This is a genomic window from Halostella sp. PRR32, from assembly GCF_034808085.1.
Classification (GTDB): domain Archaea; phylum Halobacteriota; class Halobacteria; order Halobacteriales; family Natronoarchaeaceae; genus Halostella; species Halostella pelagica.
In genome coordinates, this window is the sequence record NZ_JAXHGL010000003.1 from 723,184 (window position 1) to 737,691 (window position 14,508).

Genomic DNA, 14,508 nt, shown 5'->3' on the forward strand with positions numbered 1-14,508 from the left:
TGTTGAGACACAGGAAATACACGGTCGAACGGAGAGGTGAGCGCTTCACTCTCCGCCGAGAGCGACCGAATGGACCGCCACATGTCGAGCAAACAGTTCAAGGACCCGGTACACGGGTACGTCGAGGTTGCCGAACCGATAGTGAAGCGTCTCATTGACACACCCGCGTTCCAGCGGCAGCGACACGTCCGACAGCTGTCGGCGACGTATCTGGTGTACCCCTCCGCGAATCACACTCGGTTCGAACACGCGCTTGGCGTGTTCCACCTCGCCAAGCAGGTGTTCCAGAGCCTCCGTTCCCAGCGCCGGTTCGCGGCGGGAGCCTCCGAGGCTCACCTCGACACAGTCGAGGATACGCTCAAGTGCGCGGCCCTTCTTCACGACGTAGGGCATCCACCGCTGTCGCATCTGGGCGAACACCATCTGGACGCTGCCGACCTCCGGTGCCGTCTCGACGATGCCGGACTCGTCGGCGCGTTCGAGGCTGCCGGCATCGACGTGGGCAGGGCGGACGGGCCGTTTCGCCGCGCCAGCCCCCACGAACTGCTCGGGTGTCTCGTGATCCTGACGACGTATTCGGCGGACCTCCGGGAACTCGGTGTCGACCCGTTCGAAGTGTGTGCGTACATTCTCGGATACAGCCTCACTTACGAGCGGGAGGGCGACCGTCACTTCGGGGTCGCGGCGGAAGTGTTGCACTCGCCTATCGACGTCGACAGGTTAGATTACATCATTCGCGACAGTCGGATGACCGGCGCGGAGGTGTTGAGCGTCGACACGGCGCGGATGATCGACGCCTACACGGCCGTTCCGGACGCCGGACTCGCGCTTCGGGACAAGGCGCTGTCGACAGTCGGCAACTATCTCGAAGGGCGGGTGGCGCTGTACATGTGGGTGACCCAGCACCACAAGTCCGTGTACGCTAACGTCTTGCTTCGGGCGATGCTCGACGAGTTCGCCACGCTGGTCGACGAGCGACCTATCACCGCGGACAAGATACTCGACGACTACGTCGACGACTACTATGCGATGGAGCGGATACGTGCGACGGCCCGCAAGCATCCGGACTCGGTGCTTTCCGCTCTCCACGAGCGGTTTCGCGCCAGGCGTTTCCCGGAGTCGTGCTGGAAACACGGCGTCGGATACGACGAATCAGTCGAGGTCACCGACGACATGGAGGCGTTCTCCGAGTGGTTGCTCCGCAACGCCGACGCGCTCGAAACCGACCTCGCGGCGGTGCTCGACCTGCCGGTTCACGAGGTGTGGATAGAGAAATCCTACGTGCCGGAGTACGAACCGGGGGCGCTGATGGACATCCCGATCGCACATCGAGAGTCGACTCGTTCGGTCGCCGAAACCGGACTGTACGGGAACCGGGAGTTCGAGGGAACGATCCCGTTCGTGTTCGTCCCGGAGGGACACAAGTGGGCGGCGATCGACCACTTGAACGCCGAATTCGCCCGATCACGCGCGGCCGAACCCAGCTAAACCAGGCTCGCGCCGTCGAACTCGCTGCGCTCGTAGTCGACGTCCATCAGGTCGAGGATAGTCGGCGTGATGTCGAAGAGGTCGACCTCGCTAATGGTGGCTTCGGGGTCGTCGACGAACAGCGTCGCGTTGTCGAAGCTGTGCATCCCGTTGCGCGGACCCGTGTCGAATATCTCGTCGTGGCCTTTGAACCCGGCCTTCAGGTCGAAGCCGTAATTGGGGATCACGGTCAGGTCCGGGGCGATGTCGTCGTGGTCGCCGCGGAACGCGTGTTCCTTCTCGACGACGCGGTCACAGACGGGGTTCCCGTTCGGCCCTTCGAGCGATTCCAGTTTCTCCTTGAGTTCCTGGCGGACGTCCTCGTACTCCTCCTCGGGGACGCTTCCGCGCGGTTCGCGTCCTTCGAGATTGATGTAGAAGCGACCGGGGATGAGCGAGTACGCCTTCGTCCCGTCGGCGATGTCGTCGAGTTCCTCGTGGTCGGTCTCAGCATACTCCAGCCAGCCTTCCTGTTCGAGCCACTCGTTGAAGTGGACCTCGTAGTCGAGGCTGGTGAACCCGTGGTCGCTGGCGACCATCATCGTCACGTCGTCGTCGAGCATCTCTCGGAGTCGGCCGAGATACTCGTCGAGTTTGCGGTAGAAGTCGAGGAACTCCTCTTTGTACTCGCCGTCTCGTTCGTAATGCTTGTAGAGGAAGTGGTTGACGCGGTCGGTCGTCATGAAGACGCCGAAAAACAGGTCCCAGTCGTCCTGTTCGATGTAGTTCTTGAACGCCTCGAAGCGCGCATCGAGCGTCGCGTGTGCGTTTTCGATGAAGTCCGATTTGTCGTCTTTGTGGCCGAGTTTCGCGTTCGTGTCGATCTTGTAATCGATGCGCTGGAGGAACTCGGCCAGATCGTCGGGGTACGCCGCCTTGTCGATGCCGGGGGAGAGAAAGCCCGAAACCATGCGCTGGACGTTTCGCTGGGGCGGGAACGTGACGGGGACGTTCATCACTGTCGCGTCGCGGCCAGCCTCCTGAATTCGGTCCCAGACCCGGTCGGCCTGCACGTCGCGACCCATCGGGACGTAGGTGTCGTATGATCCGATCTCGCGGTCCTGGAAGCCGTATACCCCGGTTTCGCCGGGGTTCTTCCCGGTAGTCAGGCTCGGCCAACAGGCGCTAGACTCGGGAGGGACGATACTATCGATGGGGCCGGCGCTCCCCTTGTCCGCTATCGCGGCCAGGTTCTCGAACTCGTCGAAATGGTCCGAAAGCATGCTGTACGGCACACCGTCGATGCCGAAGAAGGCGACGCGCGGGTCGTCGTCACCGCGGATTCTATCGAAGAGGCCCATATCTCTTCTACCAATGCACGGCCATAAGAACCTTCTTTTCAAGGGCGAATTCCGCCGTCGGTCGGCGGTACCGTCCAAATTTGCTGGCGCTACACGCCGTTCCGACGGTCGTCGACCGGAGAGTCGGCGTACAGCGTGGCCGTTGCCGGCCATGAATTTTATCAGAACGGGTATGTATACCTGATTATGGTACCGGACGCGGCGTACGTGAAGGTGCTCTACGCCGTTTCGACGTCGTTAACCGTGGTTTTGGGATGGGTCGTCTGGAAGCACCGCGAGAAGTCGGGGGCGGTCCCGCTGTTCGGCAGTATTGCCGGCGCGGCGTGGTGGTCCGCGGGGCTCTTCCTCTCGTCCGTGGTTTCGGACCCCGACCTCTCGATCCTGTTGGGTCGGTTCTATTTCGTCGGGGTCGTTACCATGGTCGCCTCTATCGCCCTGTTCGCGCTGGAGTACACGGGACGCGAGCATCTCGTCACGCGCCGAACCGTCGCCCTGCTCTCGATCCATCCGGTCGCCGTGGTGTTCCTCGCGTTCGTAAACCCCGGAAACGTGTTCTACGCGTCGATAGTCGCCGACCCGTCCGCGGTGACTGGCTTCTCGGTAGAGCGGGCGATCGGCTTCTGGATCCACGTCGCGTACTCCTACGGGGTCACGCTGTTCGTGGCCGTCCTCGTGTTCGAAATGCTCTACCGGTCCCGCGCGCTTTACCGGGGACAGATCGTGGTGCTTGCCGCCGCGGTTCTCTCGCCCGCCGCAGCCAACCTCCCCACACTGCTTAACGTCGTCTCGTTCGATACCACGCCGATCGGATTCGTCGCGTCGAACGCGCTGTTCACGCTGGCGATAACGCGCTACCGACTGATCGACCTCGCGCCGATCGCGCGGGACCGCGTCCTCGACACCGTCGAAGACGCGGTGTACGTCGTCGACCGCGACCACCGCATCGTCGACGTGAATCCGTCCGCGAGGGAACTCGCCGAGCGGACGTCTGGCGCGGACGAACTCGTCGGACGTGACATCAGCGATCTCCTTAGCCCGTTACCCGAAGCGTACGAACTGTACCGCGACATCGTCGAGACCGGCGAGGAACAGACCACCGAGTTCCCGTTGGACGGCCGCCACTACGACATCGAGGCGACGACGATAGACGACAGCCGAGGTAGCCACGTCGGCTGGCTGTTTCTCGTCCGTGATATCACGGTCCGCAAGCGACGCGAGCAGGAACTGAAGCGGCGCAACGAGCAGCTAAACGAGTTCGCGAGCGTCGTCTCTCACGACCTTCGCAACCCGTTGAACGTCGCCGACGGCTACGTCGACCTCGCCCGAACAACGGGGGACGTTTCCCATTTAGAAGAGGTCGACGCCACGCTCGACCGGATGGAGGCGATCATCGACGACGTGCTCGCCCTCGCTCGGGAAGGAGAGGGCGTTACAGACCCGACCCCAGTCGGCCTGCAGTCCGTTGCAGAGGCGGCATGGGGGAACGTCGATACGGCGGACGGAACGCTTCGCATCGTCGACGACGTGACGATCAGCGCGGACCGAGACCGCCTCGCCCGCCTTCTGGAGAACCTCTTTCGCAATTCCATCGAACACGGACTCTCGGACCTCAGTGACGAGAAACAGTTCGTCGGAATCGAGGTCGGAACACTGGGTGAGAGTAGCAGAACGACCGGATTCTACGTCGCCGATGACGGCCCCGGGATCCCCGAGTCGAAACTCGATCAGGTGTTCGAGAGCGGCTACACGACTGCTGAGGACGGCACCGGATTCGGCCTGGCGATCGTAAAACAGATCGCCGACGCGCACGGCTGGAACTGCAGCGCCACTGAGAGCGACCGAGGCGGAGCGCGGATCGAAATACGGGGCGTTACAGCCCGTTTAGACGAACAAAACTGATCCCGGACGACCGACGGCTATCGCACTCACTCGTGGTCAGCGAGCGGCCGACCGCAGCGGGGACAGTCCGTCGTCTCCAGGTCGAAGTTTTCGGGAACGACGGTAGGGTGATTCATGCCGACGTTATCGCCGCTCCGGGCGTCTGATTCGTCCGGAGCGCCGTGGGCATCGACGTCGCTAGTAGTAGCCATCGTGTTCGATACCAGTGGTCCCACCCTCAAAAAATTACTCATAATTATAACACATCCCGGATCGCGAGGCGATAACTCGAACGTATTTTGTTGCGGTGGAGCGAAGGGGCGGTATGCTCGAACGAAACGTCGGGGGTAACGACCGCCTCGCGCGGATCGGGTTCGGGTCGGTGTTCGCGTTCGTCGGCGTCGTCGCGGCGGTCGCGCTCCGGGAGCCGCTCGTCGGCGCGCTGGTTGCGCTCTTCGGCGGTGGTCTGCTCGCCTCAGGCGTCGCCTGTCGCTGTATGGTGAACGAACTCCTCGACATCGACACGGCCGAATAACGGGTCGGGTGTGTTCGCGGTCGTCAGAAACGTCCCCAAGAATCGCCGGTCGGTTCCGGCAGTGAGTTTAGAAGTTCTCCTCGTAGAGTTCCATCGCGTGCTCGATCGCGTCTTTCGCCGCGGCCTTGTCCTCCCAGCCCAGCGTCTCGACTTCCTTGCCCTCCTCGAGGTTTTTGTACGTCGAGAAGAACTCGTCTATCTCGTCGAGTCGCTGTTGCGGGATGTCCTCGATATCTTCGATGTGGTCCCAGCGCGGGTCCTCCGTGGGGACGGCGATGACCTTGTCGTCTTGCTCGCCGTCGTCGTCCATCTTCATCAGAGCGACGGGGCGGGCCTCGATTATACAACCGGGGAACGTCTGGTCTTCCACGAGGACGAGAACGTCGAACGGGTCCTCGTCGTCGTAGTACGACTGCGGGATGAACCCGTAATCCGACGGGTAGTGAACGTTGCTGTGGAGGACGCGGTCCAGAACGACGCCGGGTACGTCCTTGTCGTACTCGTACTTGTTCCGTTCGCCCTTGAGGCACTCGACGACGGCGTAGATCTCTTCCGGCGGGTTCGGTCCGGTTTCCATGTCTTCCCAGAGATTCGTCATACGGAGGCGAATCGAACCGGTGGCCAAAAAGTACTTTCGACACTCCCTCGGAGTTCCGACGACCCGACGGAAATCCACGTGACGCGTTCACAAACTGTTTGAGTGACCTGAGAGATACCCAGAGACACAATACCCAGTAATCGGTACGGATGCGTGTCGTTTTACTGTGCGGTGGGTCCGTCCTAAATAGTAACAAAGGTGATAGTTAAGAAGTGTTAAATAGTTGTGTGACATTTACCGACCTATGTCAGAGGCACAGACAATCACTGACGATTCGGGCATCGTTCGCGACCTAACCGCATTCCAACAGAACATTCTCGTAATACTGGCAGAGGAGCCACGGTACGGTCTCGCTATAAAACGGGAACTCGAGGATTACTACGGGTCGGAAGTGAACCACGGGCGTCTGTACCCCAACCTCGACGAACTAGTCGAGATCGGGCTGGTCGAAAAGAGCGAACTCGACAAACGTACCAATGAGTACGGTCTGACAGACGTCGGACATGAGGCGGTCCTCGACCAGCTAAACTGGACGCTGTCGAAGGTCGTCACGGACGACGAGACCGCAAACGAGATTCAGGATCTCGTCGACGAAAAGCGCTAGAAATCGGTTCCGGGCATCCGTTTTTCTTCGACGTCGAACGCGATCTGTAGCGACTGCTCTACGACCGCCGCCTGTGCCTCAGTCGGCCACACGTTTCGCGGATAGTAGTCGTCGAGGAACTCCCGGATCTCTTCGTCCGTCGCCGACTCCAGCGGACGCGCGTAGTAGTTCCCCATAAAATCCGCAAACGCACGAACGTTCGCCGCGTGATCGTCCCCGTGTGCTTTACGGACCCGTTCGACGACCTCCGCGTTGTGTTCCTCCACGGCGTCCCAATCGTCCGGATGGTCCGCGCCGTCGAGTTGGATCTCCACTGCGCGGTCGGTGTCTTCGATCCGGTCCGGATGGATCTTCCCGTCCGAAACCCACTCGTCGGGGTGGAGAACGAGGACGTCTCGCGCGTCCTCGTTTCGGACACGCGCGTGGAAGTCATGCTCCGCGAGTCGTTCGTCGCGGTCCTCGCGGTAGGCGTCAGCCTCGCTCTCGTCGATAGATTCGCGCGCACGGCGAGTCAACCGCGTTGCGTTCTCGATGACGCTATCCGGTAGTTCAGGCATCGTCGAGCGCCTCGTTTGCGAGTTGGTCCGCTCGCTCATTTACCTCTCTCGGAACGTGCTGGAGCGACCAGTCTTCGAACCTGTCCAGCAGTTCGCGGACCGTAACGCGTCGCTCGCGCAGGTCAGGGTCGTTCGTATCCCACTCGCCGCGAACCTGTTTGACGGCCAACTGGGAGTCGACGCGCACGTCGACGGTGTCGAACCCGTACTCCCGCGCCGCTTCGAGCGCTCGGATCAGTGCCTCGTACTCCGCGCGGTTGTTCGTCGTCTCACCGATCCGGTCATTCCCCTCGGCGATGATACCGTCGCTCGTAACGATCACCCATCCGACCGCCGCCGGACCGGGATTCCCACGGCTCGCACCGTCCGAGTACACGTGCGCGCGGCCCCCTTCGTCGCGCAGGACCGCTTCGATGTCCTGCGGGTCGGACCCCTGTATGACTATCTTGTCCTCGTACGCGATCGCCGTTGCGCCCCCGTGTGACGCACGCCACCGTTCGTGATCGGTGTTTCCCTCTTCGACTTTTGCACCCGCGTCGAGCAGTGTTTCCCGCGCGGCCGCCACGTCACACTCGATAACCGGCATTGACCGAAGGTGAAGCGATCCCGAATTTAACGGTTCCGGTATCGAGAGATGACGGCGAATACACCCCGTCGTATTCCCGCGATTCCCGTTATACACCGATCTAGACATTTCATGAAATCTAGGGGACTAACCGAGGGTTTAAGTCCGTTGGTCATACTACTATAAAAGTGCGATGACACGGTCCACCCGCCAGCGGGAGCGCGAGCTTGAGACGGAGGAATCTGAGGAGCAAGAGGGTGTACGAGAGTGCCCCGAATGCGAGTCCGAAAACCTCGTCAAGAGCTCTGATAGGGGAGAACTCGTCTGCGAGGACTGCGGTCTGGTCGTCGAGGAGGAGAAGATCGATCCGGGTCCGGAGTGGCGGGCGTTCAACCACCAGGAGCGTCAGGAGAAGTCCCGCGTGGGAGCACCCACGACACAAACGATGCACGACAAGGGACTGACGACGACTATCGACTGGAAGGACAAGGACGCCTACGGACGCTCTATTTCCTCGAAGAAACGCAGTCAGATGCACCGCCTGCGCAAGTGGCAGGAACGCATCCGGACCAAAGACGCCGGCGAACGCAATCTGCAGTTCGCACTGAGCGAGATCGACCGCATGGCGAGCGCACTCGGTGTGCCGCGCTCGGTTCGGGAGGTCGCAAGCGTCATCTACCGACGCGCGCTCAAGGAGGACCTCATCCGCGGCCGCTCCATCGAGGGCGTCGCGACGAGTGCCCTCTACGCGGCGTGCCGCAAGGAAGGAATTCCCCGAAGCCTCGAAGAGATATCGGAGGTATCCCGCGTCGAACGAAAAGAGATCGGCCGTACGTATCGTTACATCTCCCAGGAACTCGGTCTGGAGATGAAACCCGTCGACCCCAAGAAGTACGTTCCCCGTTTCTGTTCCGAACTCGAACTCAGCGAGGAAGTACAGACCAAGGCAAACGAGATAATCGAGACGACAGCCGAGGAAGGCCTGCTCTCGGGTAAGTCGCCCACCGGTTACGCGGCCGCCGCCATCTACGCGGCGTCGCTTCTGTGTAACGAGAAAAAGACCCAGCGCGAGGTCGCCGACGTCGCACAGGTAACTGAGGTCACTATCCGGAACCGGTATCAAGAGCAGATCGAAGCGATGGGCATCCACAGCTAACTTCGCCCATCGTCGTCGCTTCCAGTTCTCAAGGACTTGCTACCGGCCGGTCAGTGCTCGCTGATTCCCGCTGTCGGTCGACGCAGACCACAGGTTTATCTTCGAAAGCGGGACCAGACGACCCGTGACGTAACCGTCGACGCGAGGCGATCAGCGGTCGTGCGGTGCCGTCGCCTCGCGGAGCGTGGCACCGCCTGTTCGCCACATCAGTACTATCGACTGTAACTGCGCGCTCGTCGTCACCGTCCAGACTACGGTCAGGGACTGACGGCAGACGGTAAAGATTCATGGTCGTCAGTCGCCAAGGACCGGTGAATGCGGCTTGACGATTTCATCGAGGATCTGGAACCTGACGCGGCCGTCCGAAAGCGTCAGCTCGCCGAGGAGAAGTCCTACGAGATCACGGACTATCTGGAGGGGTTCGAATCTCGGTTCGAGGAGACGATTCAGGGCGACGCGATGTTCGGTAGCACTTCGCCGTCCATCTTCGTCGGCCGCTCGAACTATCCGAGCGTCTCGACTGGGCTCCTCTCGCCCGTCGACCACGAGACGGACGCCGAGGAGTTCGTCACCGACGCCAACTGGTACGAGCAACGCTACGGTATCGATGACGTGTTCCAGCGCCGCACTAACCTGCTCAACTCCCGTCGACAGTCGAAGGTCGACGTCGAGGACGTCTGGGACGGGTTCGTCGGAACCCAGCGCGAGGTCGCTATCGCGGACAGACCGGTCGACGTGGAGATCGGCCTCGACGACCGTCCCGAGATAGATTTCGACCTCGGCGAGGGCGTCGCCACGCCGACCGGGCCGAACGCCAGCGCCGAATCCGTCGACCTCGCGGAGAACCCGCACGTCCCGCGCGCCGTCGAGAAGACTCTCGAAGACGACGACTGGCAGGCCCAGGGCGCGATGACCTATCTCTATCGCCGAGGGTTCGACGTGTACGAGATAAATACGATCCTCTCGGCCGGCGCGCTCGGCCGCGGCGAGAACCGCCGTCTCGTCCCGACCCGATGGTCGATCACGGCCGTCGACGACACCGTCGGGCAGTATCTCCGGGGCCGGATCCGAGACGCGCCGAGCATCGACAAGCCGCAGGTCTGGGAGAACGAGTACATGGGCAACCGGTACTGGGTGCTCCTCGCGCCCGGTCAGTGGGAGTTCGAACTCGTCGAGATGAAGGCACCGGGAAGCATCTGGAACCCGGATCCCGAAGGAGACACCTGGATGGCCAGCGCGTCGGAGGGGTACGAGGGCCGATCGGGATACGTCGACGAGACGGCTGGCGCGTACTACGCTTCCCGTCTCGGCGTCCTCGAACACCTAGAGTCTATCGGCAGACAGGCGAAATGCCTCGTCCTCCGCGAGGTGTCCGACGACTACTGGGCGCCCGTCGGCGTCTGGCAGATACGTGAGAGCATACGAAACGCCTTCGACACTGAACACGGCGAGGCCCAGACTTTCCACGAGGCTGTCACCGCCGTCGCGTCGCAACTCCCGGTGTCACTCGGTGCACTCCGCCGCAAGTCGGAGATGGTTGCGGGCCTGCAGGCGACGCTGTCGGACTTCTGAAACCGGTCTTTATCGGTTCACGTGGACTATCTTGTGTTCGGGGGATTTCAATGGGTGCTACCGACGAAGAGGACGAACTCGAATCGCTACCCGGGGAACCGCTGTCGCTATGGCTAGATACCACGCCGGAGACCGACTTCGATCCGCTCGACAGCGACGTGCGCGTGGACACGGCGGTCGTAGGTGGCGGCATCGCAGGGATCACCACAGCGACGCATCTGCAGGAAGCAGGACAGTCGGTCGCGGTCCTCGAAGCCGACCGTGTCGTGAAGGCGGTAACTGGCCACACGACAGCGAAGGTGACGTCCCAGCACGGCCTGATCTACGACCATCTCGTCTCGGACGTCGGCGTGGACGCGGCGCGCACCTACGCGGAAGCGAACGAGGCCGCAGTCGAGGACATCGCGTCGCGCGTCGACGAACGAGACATCGACTGCGACTTCCGGCGACAGTCGGCCTACACCTACGTCACCTCGCCGGAGAAGCGCAGATCAGTGCGAGAGGAAGTTTCGGCCGCGAGGCGAGCCGGGATCGACGCCGAGTTCGTGGAGGACACTCCCCTTCCCTACGATGTCGAGTGTGCGGTTCGCTTCGACGACCAGGCGCAGTTCCATCCGCGGAAGTACCTCCTCGATCTCGTCGAGGACGTTCCAGGCGACGGAAGCCACGTCTTCGAAGAGACGCGCGTCACCGACGTGAACGACGGAGACCCCTGTACGGTCGAGACGGAACGCGGAACCGTGCGCGCCGAGTCGGTCGTCGTCGCCACACATTTCCCCGTCTTCGACCACAACTTCTACTTCGCTCGGCAGTTCCCAAAGCGGTCGTACGTCCTCGCTGCGCGCCTGAATGAATCGCCACCGGAAGGGATGCACTACCGCGACGAGGAGCCGTATTTTTCCGTCCGGACTCAACCCGGCGGCGACGAGGCGTTCGTGTTCGTCGGCGGACAGAATCACAAAACCGGCCAGGGCGGCAGTACGGAGAAGCGATACCGGGAGCTCGCTAGCGAGGCGCGCGAGCGGTTCGACGTTCGCTCGTTCGAGTACCGGTGGTCGACACAGGACTACCGAACCGCGGACCGGATCCCGTACATCGGCCCGCTCGGACCGAACACCGACGACCTCTACGTTGCGACGGGGTTCGGCGGGTGGGGGATGACGGGGAGCACGGTCGCCGCGATGATCCTCTCGGACATGATCACCGGCGAGCCGAACCCGTGGGCCAACGTTTTCGATCCCTCGCGGGTCGACGTGCGCTCGCAGGCGAAAGAACTCGTGACAGAAAACGCGGCTGTCGCGAGGGAGTTCGTCGGCGACTGGGCGACGAAACCGCTGACGAGCGTCGTCTCGCTTTCGCCGGGCGACGCGACGGTCACGCGAGAGGGCGGCAAGGTGGTCGGCACGTACCGCGACGGAGACGGAGATGAGTACAAAGTGTCCGCAGTCTGTCCGCACATGGGCTGTCTACTGGAGTGGAACGACGGCGAACGGTCCTGGGACTGCCCGTGCCACGGTTCTCGGTTCACCTACGACGGAGTGGTGATGGAGGGGCCGGCCAACAGCGACCTGCCGCGCCCCGACCGGAACGAGTAGCGGTCCGCCCGGAACCCACGGGGACTGTTGGAAGTCAGTTCGATAGTTCGCGGGTCACGTCGGCGAATCCCGGTCTACGGTTACACCAATCCCTATCAGAGGTTCGCGAACGCTTCGTCGACCATCTCGCCCGTGTCCGCGACGATGTCGGCCCAGGCTTCGTCGTCGGGAGCCATCCCGACGAGACGTGCTATCTTCATGATGCTGACGTGGTACACCTGCTGGACGCCCGAATCCCGTTCCCAGACGATCACGTTACAGGGGAACAGCCCGCCGATCTCCAGCGTCTCGTCTAGCGCGCGGTCGGCCATCTCCGGATTGCACGCACCGAGAACGTAGTAGGGGTCGCGGTCCGCATCGACTTTCTCGTTCAGTAGCTCAGACGGCGAGAACTCCGCGGGGATCCCGAACCCGGCGTCGGTGAACGTCTCGCGGACGTGCTCGACCGCCGCCTCGTGGTCCATCTCCAGTGTCGCGCGCTTGCGGCCGATGTCCTCGTCGGTCAGCGTCTCTGGGTCGTACGGAAGCGTCATAGACGACCGTTGGCGGGCCACCGGCAAAACGACGGCGGGAGCGACGCGGTGCCCGGCTACAGCGGCAGCGGTATCCACCGAAGCCACCGCACTACCGTCTCAGGCGGGAGAAGCGGCGGATGAAGCACCAGCCAGTCGAGCAAGACGAGGCCGGCACCGTGGGCCACCACCGACGGGAGAATGGAGTTGCTCTTGTAGTCGACCGCACCGAACAGCACGTCCGTCGGTCCGGAGAGGAGGAACTCGATCGGCGGCTTGTGAAAGTGATGGAGCATGTACACGACGGGGCTGATGAACACGCTCGCAAATCCGATGTCGCGCACGCCGACACAGAGCAGACCGCGGTAGTACGTCTCGGCGGCCAGCGCCAGGACGAACAGTTTGATAGCGTGCGGGAGGAACTCCCCCGGTGCGGTCGTCGTCTCCCACATCGGGTAGAACCCGCGTATCGATGGGAGCGAGGACCCGACGAGATAAAACGGGAGCACGAACGCCGCGAGCAGCGCTGTGTTTCGAAGTGCGGTTCGGTCGACGCGCCAGCCTATCTGCCGGCCGTGACTCAGCCCCAGAGCAAGGGGGCCGACGATGAAAAGCAGCGTGTCCAGCACGACGCGCCTGTTTATCCCGGGCTCGACCGTCTGCATCCACGCGACGGTCAGTACGGCACCGAACAGCAACGACTTCTGCACCCAGGAAAGCGAAACGGCGAAGCGGCGGACGGCGTCGACGCTCACGTTACTCGTCGGCGGTTGGAACGGGGCCGGTACCGACGACGCTCTCTACCTCGTCGACGAACCCCTGCCGTCGGTCGTAGTACGTCGTCGACGTCTCTGGGAGGACGTCGGAAAGCGTCTGCGGCCCGTCCGGCGTCCGGATGGTGGTTTCGCCCTCTAGGCGGTCTATCTCGCTACGCTCTTTCGGCCAGGTCAGTCGCGAGGCGACGCGGGCTATCGGAGCGCCTTCCACGGGTTCGCCGTCACCGAGTTCGACGGCGGGCGCTTCCTCTTTTTCCTCGTCGTCGTCAGCCATGTTCCTGCGTTCGAAAGCGCAGCGATTAGTCCTTTCGCTTCCGTCGACAGATGTCTGACGTAGTGTTTTGTGTGAGGCGTGTAAATAGGGTGATATGGCTAGCCTCGAAGATGTCTACGAGGGGCACGTAGGGGAGGTACAGAGCGTTCGTCGCCTGTATCTGGGGACGGGACTCTTTCTCGTGGGGGCGGTACTCGCTGTCGTCGGCATGGTCGTCGGTGCGGCGAACCCGCTCTCCGGGGTCGGCGTCTCGCAGTTCCAGAGCAGACTCATCGCCGGCGTCCTCGGCGGCGTCGGCTTTCCGACCGTCGTGTTGGGCGTGTTCACCGTCCTTCCGGCGGAGACGCGCATCCGCGCCGCAGCGGCCATCGGCGCGAGCGTCACCGCCCTCGGCGTTGCCCTGTTCTGGTACGCGTATCCGGACCACTGGGCCGGGTACGGCGACGACCTCACCCTGCACGTCACTACCGTCTACTTCCTGGGCGTGATCACCCTGATCGGCTGTCTGTTCGCGGGTATCGCGACGCTCAAACGGCGGAACGACCCCGGCGGAACGGTACAACTGGAAGTGACGAAACAGGGCGAGACGAAAGTCGTCGAGGTCGACCGTTCGGAACTCGACGGCGGACTCGGCGGCGTCGGGATGCTCGGCGGGACACCGGACGGCGACGTGGAGACGCAGACGAACCGGACCGCCTCGACGCGCACGGGTGGCGAGACGACCCGATCTCGGGGGTCCGGAACTCGAAATAGCACCGGTGCCGGCGCGACCCCCACGAGCGACGGCGGGTCGGCCGCCAGTGATATCACGTCACCGCTCGACGGCGGGTCGACTACCACCAGTTCCGGGCGTGCCGGCAGTCCCGCGGCTGACGATGGCGAAGTGATGGACGACGGGCCGTCGCCGACGGAACTGACGGACACCTACTGCGGCAACTGCGAGCACTTCGAGTACGTCCGCACGGGGCAGGGGATGCAGCCGTACTGCCAGTATTACGGGGAGCGGATGGACGACATGGAAGCCTGCGACCAGTGGGAACCGAACAACTAGCTCCCGT

Annotated in this window: 16 protein-coding genes; 8 read left to right on the forward strand and 8 right to left on the reverse strand. The window is 62.6% G+C overall.

Features of this window, described 5'->3' with window-relative positions; genetic code table 11:
- Positions 1 to 81: 81 nt before the first annotated feature.
- Positions 82 to 1,488, forward strand: a complete 1,407-nt coding sequence (locus SM753_RS13530) for an HD domain-containing protein (protein WP_369335362.1) — start codon at positions 82 to 84, stop codon at positions 1,486 to 1,488.
- Here the strand turns inward: SM753_RS13530 and SM753_RS13535 are convergent.
- On the reverse strand, positions 1,485 to 2,828 hold the full coding sequence (locus SM753_RS13535) for an alkaline phosphatase family protein (RefSeq protein ID WP_323191990.1): 1,344 nt from the start codon (positions 2,826 to 2,828) through the stop codon (positions 1,485 to 1,487). The genes SM753_RS13530 and SM753_RS13535 overlap by 4 nt on opposite strands.
- 186 nt (positions 2,829 to 3,014) lie before the next feature.
- On the opposite strand from SM753_RS13535, the gene SM753_RS13540 reads away from it, so the two are divergent.
- Positions 3,015 to 4,727 (forward strand): histidine kinase N-terminal 7TM domain-containing protein, encoded by a 1,713-nt coding sequence (locus SM753_RS13540; protein WP_323191991.1) that lies wholly within the window; start codon positions 3,015 to 3,017, stop codon positions 4,725 to 4,727.
- A 26-nt stretch (positions 4,728 to 4,753) separates the two neighbouring features.
- Here the strand turns inward: SM753_RS13540 and SM753_RS13545 are convergent, their stop codons facing one another.
- Positions 4,754 to 4,918, reverse strand: a complete 165-nt coding sequence (locus SM753_RS13545) for a hypothetical protein (protein WP_168192901.1) — start codon at positions 4,916 to 4,918, stop codon at positions 4,754 to 4,756.
- Between the two features lie 113 nt (positions 4,919 to 5,031).
- Here SM753_RS13545 and SM753_RS13550 point away from each other — a divergent pair, with 113 nt between their 5' ends.
- Positions 5,032 to 5,241, forward strand: a complete 210-nt coding sequence (locus tag SM753_RS13550; protein ID WP_138797028.1) for a DUF2892 domain-containing protein — start codon at positions 5,032 to 5,034, stop codon at positions 5,239 to 5,241.
- 67 nt (positions 5,242 to 5,308) lie between these two features.
- Here SM753_RS13550 and SM753_RS13555 read toward each other — a convergent pair whose 3' ends face one another.
- The gene (locus SM753_RS13555) at positions 5,309 to 5,839 is read right to left on the reverse strand and encodes an inorganic diphosphatase (protein WP_138797029.1); all 531 of its coding nucleotides are present in this window, start codon (positions 5,837 to 5,839) and stop codon (positions 5,309 to 5,311) included.
- Positions 5,840 to 6,083: 244 nt separating this feature from the next.
- Here SM753_RS13555 and SM753_RS13560 point away from each other — a divergent pair, with 244 nt between their 5' ends.
- Entirely contained in the window at positions 6,084 to 6,443 is a 360-nt protein-coding gene (locus tag SM753_RS13560) for a PadR family transcriptional regulator (RefSeq protein WP_135533352.1), read from the forward strand.
- Here SM753_RS13560 and SM753_RS13565 read toward each other — a convergent pair.
- Together SM753_RS13565 and rnhA are read right to left on the reverse strand one after the other, a co-directional pair.
- Positions 6,440 to 7,000 (reverse strand): rnhA operon protein, encoded by a 561-nt coding sequence (locus tag SM753_RS13565; protein WP_323191992.1) that lies wholly within the window; start codon positions 6,998 to 7,000, stop codon positions 6,440 to 6,442. The two genes, SM753_RS13560 and SM753_RS13565, sit on opposite strands and share 4 nt — an antisense overlap.
- Complete coding sequence (rnhA, locus tag SM753_RS13570; protein WP_323191993.1) at positions 6,993 to 7,586, reverse strand: ribonuclease HI; 594 nt, start codon at positions 7,584 to 7,586, stop codon at positions 6,993 to 6,995. Before rnhA ends, SM753_RS13565 begins: the two co-directional genes overlap by 8 nt.
- Before the next feature lie 172 nt (positions 7,587 to 7,758).
- Here rnhA and SM753_RS13575 point away from each other — a divergent pair, with 172 nt between their 5' ends.
- The 3 genes from SM753_RS13575 (at position 7,759) to SM753_RS13585 (ending at position 11,888) form a co-directional block, all read left to right on the forward strand.
- The gene (locus SM753_RS13575) at positions 7,759 to 8,721 is read left to right on the forward strand and encodes a transcription initiation factor IIB family protein (RefSeq protein WP_121817701.1); all 963 of its coding nucleotides are present in this window, start codon (positions 7,759 to 7,761) and stop codon (positions 8,719 to 8,721) included.
- A gap of 315 nt (positions 8,722 to 9,036) precedes the next feature.
- Positions 9,037 to 10,293 (forward strand): DNA repair protein NreA, encoded by a 1,257-nt coding sequence (nreA, locus tag SM753_RS13580; RefSeq protein WP_135533349.1) that lies wholly within the window; start codon positions 9,037 to 9,039, stop codon positions 10,291 to 10,293.
- A gap of 50 nt (positions 10,294 to 10,343) precedes the next feature.
- Positions 10,344 to 11,888: an FAD-dependent oxidoreductase gene (locus SM753_RS13585; protein ID WP_323191994.1), complete on the forward strand. Its 1,545-nt coding sequence runs from the start codon at positions 10,344 to 10,346 to the stop codon at positions 11,886 to 11,888.
- A 95-nt stretch (positions 11,889 to 11,983) separates the two neighbouring features.
- Here the strand turns inward: SM753_RS13585 and SM753_RS13590 are convergent, their stop codons facing one another.
- From SM753_RS13590 to SM753_RS13600, 3 genes are all read right to left on the reverse strand, one after another.
- Positions 11,984 to 12,421, reverse strand: coding sequence for a DUF302 domain-containing protein (locus SM753_RS13590; RefSeq protein WP_323191995.1), 438 nt, complete (start codon positions 12,419 to 12,421; stop codon positions 11,984 to 11,986).
- A 56-nt stretch (positions 12,422 to 12,477) separates the two neighbouring features.
- Complete coding sequence (locus SM753_RS13595) at positions 12,478 to 13,065, reverse strand: CPBP family intramembrane glutamic endopeptidase (protein ID WP_369335363.1); 588 nt, start codon at positions 13,063 to 13,065, stop codon at positions 12,478 to 12,480.
- A 91-nt stretch (positions 13,066 to 13,156) separates the two neighbouring features.
- Complete coding sequence (locus SM753_RS13600) at positions 13,157 to 13,450, reverse strand: DUF5789 family protein (RefSeq protein WP_323191997.1); 294 nt, start codon at positions 13,448 to 13,450, stop codon at positions 13,157 to 13,159.
- 94 nt (positions 13,451 to 13,544) lie between these two features.
- On the opposite strand from SM753_RS13600, the gene SM753_RS13605 reads away from it, so the two are divergent.
- Positions 13,545 to 14,501: a hypothetical protein gene (locus SM753_RS13605; RefSeq protein WP_323191998.1), complete on the forward strand. Its 957-nt coding sequence runs from the start codon at positions 13,545 to 13,547 to the stop codon at positions 14,499 to 14,501.
- Positions 14,502 to 14,508 lie beyond the last annotated feature (7 nt).

Bases quoted from the DNA above. Each gene is read 5' to 3' on its own strand.
- SM753_RS13530 (WP_369335362.1), top strand. From the start codon at position 82: ATGTCGAGCAAACAGTTCAAGGACCCGGTACACGGGTACGTCGAGGTT.
- SM753_RS13535 (WP_323191990.1), bottom strand. From the start codon at position 2,828: ATGGGCCTCTTCGATAGAATCCGCGGTGACGACGACCCGCGCGTCGCC.
- SM753_RS13540 (WP_323191991.1), top strand. From the start codon at position 3,015: ATGGTACCGGACGCGGCGTACGTGAAGGTGCTCTACGCCGTTTCGACG.
- SM753_RS13545 (WP_168192901.1), bottom strand. From the start codon at position 4,918: ATGGCTACTACTAGCGACGTCGATGCCCACGGCGCTCCGGACGAATCA.
- SM753_RS13550 (WP_138797028.1), top strand. From the start codon at position 5,032: ATGCTCGAACGAAACGTCGGGGGTAACGACCGCCTCGCGCGGATCGGG.
- SM753_RS13555 (WP_138797029.1), bottom strand. From the start codon at position 5,839: ATGACGAATCTCTGGGAAGACATGGAAACCGGACCGAACCCGCCGGAA.
- SM753_RS13560 (WP_135533352.1), top strand. From the start codon at position 6,084: ATGTCAGAGGCACAGACAATCACTGACGATTCGGGCATCGTTCGCGAC.
- SM753_RS13565 (WP_323191992.1), bottom strand. From the start codon at position 7,000: ATGCCTGAACTACCGGATAGCGTCATCGAGAACGCAACGCGGTTGACT.
- rnhA (WP_323191993.1), bottom strand. From the start codon at position 7,586: ATGCCGGTTATCGAGTGTGACGTGGCGGCCGCGCGGGAAACACTGCTC.
- SM753_RS13575 (WP_121817701.1), top strand. From the start codon at position 7,759: ATGACACGGTCCACCCGCCAGCGGGAGCGCGAGCTTGAGACGGAGGAA.
- nreA (WP_135533349.1), top strand. From the start codon at position 9,037: ATGCGGCTTGACGATTTCATCGAGGATCTGGAACCTGACGCGGCCGTC.
- SM753_RS13585 (WP_323191994.1), top strand. From the start codon at position 10,344: ATGGGTGCTACCGACGAAGAGGACGAACTCGAATCGCTACCCGGGGAA.
- SM753_RS13590 (WP_323191995.1), bottom strand. From the start codon at position 12,421: ATGACGCTTCCGTACGACCCAGAGACGCTGACCGACGAGGACATCGGC.
- SM753_RS13595 (WP_369335363.1), bottom strand. From the start codon at position 13,065: ATGCAGACGGTCGAGCCCGGGATAAACAGGCGCGTCGTGCTGGACACG.
- SM753_RS13600 (WP_323191997.1), bottom strand. From the start codon at position 13,450: ATGGCTGACGACGACGAGGAAAAAGAGGAAGCGCCCGCCGTCGAACTC.
- SM753_RS13605 (WP_323191998.1), top strand. From the start codon at position 13,545: ATGGCTAGCCTCGAAGATGTCTACGAGGGGCACGTAGGGGAGGTACAG.